Source organism: Stenotrophomonas sp. HMWF003 (genome assembly GCF_003061285.1).
Taxonomy (GTDB): Bacteria; Pseudomonadota; Gammaproteobacteria; order Xanthomonadales; family Xanthomonadaceae; genus Stenotrophomonas; species Stenotrophomonas maltophilia_AP.
On record NZ_QAIW01000140.1, the window covers coordinates 1 to 3,270 of the forward strand.

A 3,270-nucleotide genomic window follows, 5' to 3' on the forward strand; every position below is an offset into this window, starting at 1 on the left:
CTTCATCATCGACCCGCCGCTGGACGACGAACCGCACTTCCAGATGCACGTGCCGGCCGCCGCCGTGGCGATGCCGCCGCTGCCGGTCAGCGTCACCGTGCCGCCGGCCCTGCCGGTCGCCGAGGCCGTCGCCCCCGTGGTGCCGCAGCCGCTGGCCGCCGTCGCCGAGGTGCGCGCCGACATCCCGGCACCGGTTGCCGTCACGGAACCGGCGCAGGCCCAGCCGCAGCCCGCCGCCGAACTGGTGGTGGTGCAGCGTGACGACGAAGAGATCCGCCAGCTGCGCCATGAAGTGGCCGGCATGCGCCACGTCATCGAACGCGAAATGCACCGCTTCACCGACGAGCGCCTGCGCGGCTCGCCGGTCCGCGCCGCCGCGCTGGACCTGATGGACGAATACGGCTTCGACGCCGGCATCAGCCGCGACGTGGCCATGCAGATCCCGCTGGACACCGAAGCCCACCGTGGCCGCGGGCTGATGCTGGGCCTGCTGTCGCGCAAGCTGCCGATCGCCCCGGTCGACCCGCTGGAGTCCGGCGGCGTGATCGCCCTGGTCGGCCCGACCGGTGCCGGCAAGACCACCACGATCGCCAAGCTGGCCTCGCGCTTCGCCGAGAAGCATGCCGCCCGCGACGTGGCCCTGGTCACCACCGACACCGGCCGCATCGGCGCCCGCGAGCAGCTGTATGGCTTCGGCCGCCAGCTTGGCATCGCAGTGCACGAAGCCAACAGCGGCAGCGACCTGAACCAGCTCCTGGAGCGCCTGCAGGACTACAAGCTGGTGCTGATCGACACCGCCGGGCTGGGTCCGCGTGACCGTGCCCTGGCCGCCCAGCTGCAGTGGCTGCGCGCCGCCGAGCAGATCCGCACCCTGCTGGTACTGCCGGCCAACACCAGCTTCGGCGACATGGACGAGGTGGTCCGCCGCTTCAGCGCCGCCAACCCGCAGGGCGTGGTGCTGAGCAAGCTGGACGAAACCGGCCGCTTCGGCACCGCCCTGTCGGTGGCCGTGGACCACCGCCTGCCGATCACCTGGGTCACCGATGGCCAGGACGTTCCCGAAGACCTGCACCGGGCCAGTGCCGCCAATCTTGTACTTCGCCTTGAAGATTTGCGCCGCGCGGCCGATATGCCCTGCAACCCGGAGTTGAACCATGCCGTCGCGTGAGTACGCCAAGCTGACCAAGACCTTCCCGTTGTCTGCCACCCGCAGCCAGCCGCTGGGCCCTGTGCGCACCATCGCCGTCACCGGCGGCAAGGGCGGCGTGGGCAAGACCAACGTGTCGGCCAACCTGGCCGTGGCGCTCGCCGACATGGGCAAGCGCACGCTGCTGCTGGACGCCGACCTCGGGCTGGCCAACATCGATGTGATCCTGGGCCTGCAGCCCAAGCTGACCCTGGCCGACCTGGTCGCCGGGCGCTGCACCCTGGATGAAGTGATCATGGAAGGCCCCGGTGGCGTGCTGGTGGTACCGGCCGCATCGGGTCGCCGGCACATGGCCGAACTGCAGCCGGCCGAGCACGTGGGCCTGGTCAACGTGTTCTCCGAACTGGAGCGCGAGCTGGACTTCATGGTGGTGGACACCGCCGCTGGCATCACCGACGGCGTGCTGACCTTCTGCCAGGCCGCCCAGGACACCGTGGTGGTGGTCTGCGACGAACCGGCCTCGATCACCGACGCCTACGCGCTGATCAAGGTGCTCTCGCGCGAACGCGGGGTGGACCGTATCCAGGTGGTGGCCAACATGGTGCGCGACCCCAACGAAGGCCGCGTGCTGTACGAAAAGCTGACCCGGGTCTGCGAGAAGTTCCTGGCCGATGTGTCGCTGAACTACCTCGGCTGCGTGCCGCAGGACGACTGGCTGCGCCTGTCGGTGCAGCGCCAGCAGCCGGTGGTCAAGGCCTACCCGTCCAGCCCGGCCGCCCAGGCCATCACCGAGATCGCCCGCCGCACCGCCCGCTGGCAGGCCCCGACCGAGCCGCGTGGCGGGGTCGAATTCTTCCTGGAACGCATCCTCAAGCAACGCGGGGTGACCGCATGAAAGGCGCCGCACAGTACAAAGAGGTGCAACGCACCGCCGCCAACGAATGCATTGCCCAGCATTCGGACCTGGTGCGCCGCATCGCCCACCACCTGGCCGCGCGCCTGCCGGCCAGCGTGGAAGTGGATGACCTGATCCAGGCCGGCATGATGGGCCTGATCGAGGCCTCGCGCAGTTACGACGCCGACCAGGGCGCCTCGTTCGAAACCTACGCCTCGATCCGTATCCGCGGTTCGATGATCGACGAGATCCGCCGGGGCGACTGGGTGCCGCGTTCGGTGCACCGCCGTGCCCGCGACGCCGCGTCCACCATCCGCCGCCTGGAACAGAGCACCGGCCGTGCCGCCAGCGCCACCGAAGTGGCCGCCGCCATGGACATGCCGCTGCCGGACTACCTGCGCCTGATGGAAGACGCCGCACGCGGCCAGGTGCTGAGCCTGGAATCGCGGATCGAGGACCAGGGCGAGCTGGACACCGTCGCCCAGGGCGGCCCGACCCCGCAGCAGGTGCTGGAGCGCGGCGAGTTCGGCCGCGAACTGGGCAATGCGATCGGCCTGCTGCCCGAACGCGAGCAGCTGGTGCTGTCGCTGTACTACGAGCAGGAACTGAATCTGAAAGAGATCGGCGCCGTACTGGGCGTCAGCGAGTCACGCGTGTGCCAGATCCACGGCCAGGCCGTGCTGCGCCTGCGGGGCCGATTGAAGATCTTCGAGGCGGCCGACGCCGGCCTCGCGAACACTTGATACCGAGGAAAGTGCTTTGAACAAGAACATGCGTATCCTGATCGTCGACGATTTCTCGACCATGCGTCGTATCGTCAAGAACCTGCTGGGCGATCTGGGCTTCACCAATACGGCCGAAGCCGAGGACGGGCATGCCGCGCTGTCGCTGCTGCAGAGCCAGCCGTTCGATTTCGTGGTCACCGACTGGAACATGCCGGTGATGACCGGCATCGACCTGCTCAAGGCGATCCGCGCCGACGCCAAGCTCAAGACCCTGCCGGTACTGATGGTCACCGCCGAAGCCAAGCGCGAACAGATCATCGAAGCGGCCCAGTGCGGCGTCAACGGCTACATCATCAAGCCGTTCACCGCGCAGACCCTGGAAGAAAAGCTCGGCAAGATCTTCGAACGCCTGGCAGCGAGCGCCTGATGGAAACCCTCCGCGACAAATCCGCGCTGGTGCAGCGCCTGCAGGACGCCCTGGCTGCGCTGGAAAGCGGCGATGA

Annotated in this window: 4 protein-coding genes and 1 pseudogene; all 5 read left to right on the forward strand. The window is 68.6% G+C overall.

Translation table 11 applies throughout. The annotated features are described in order from the left end of the window. The coding region (flhF, locus tag DBR34_RS05360) for a flagellar biosynthesis protein FlhF (protein ID WP_258223681.1) at positions 1-1,168 on the forward strand (1,168 nt) is incomplete at its 5' end. Further along, positions 1,155-2,042: a MinD/ParA family protein gene (locus DBR34_RS05365; protein WP_038688502.1), complete on the forward strand. Its 888-nt coding sequence runs from the start codon at positions 1,155-1,157 to the stop codon at positions 2,040-2,042. The genes flhF and DBR34_RS05365, both read left to right, overlap by 14 nt. Then, positions 2,039-2,785, forward strand: coding sequence for an RNA polymerase sigma factor FliA (locus DBR34_RS05370; RefSeq protein ID WP_038688503.1), 747 nt, complete (start codon positions 2,039-2,041; stop codon positions 2,783-2,785). The genes DBR34_RS05365 and DBR34_RS05370 overlap by 4 nt, the downstream gene beginning before the upstream one ends. 16 nt (positions 2,786-2,801) lie before the next feature. Then, positions 2,802-3,194, forward strand: coding sequence for a chemotaxis response regulator CheY (cheY, locus tag DBR34_RS05375; RefSeq protein WP_038688505.1), 393 nt, complete (start codon positions 2,802-2,804; stop codon positions 3,192-3,194). Further along, positions 3,194-3,270: pseudogene (locus DBR34_RS22175) on the forward strand (chemotaxis protein); the annotation flags it as partial. The gene cheY and the pseudogene DBR34_RS22175, both read left to right, overlap by 1 nt.

Excerpts from the sequence above, each read along its gene's own strand:
- DBR34_RS05365 (WP_038688502.1), top strand. The coding sequence starts at position 1,155 with ATGCCGTCGCGTGAGTACGCCAAGCTGACCAAGACCTTCCCGTTGTCT.
- DBR34_RS05370 (WP_038688503.1), top strand. The coding sequence starts at position 2,039 with ATGAAAGGCGCCGCACAGTACAAAGAGGTGCAACGCACCGCCGCCAAC.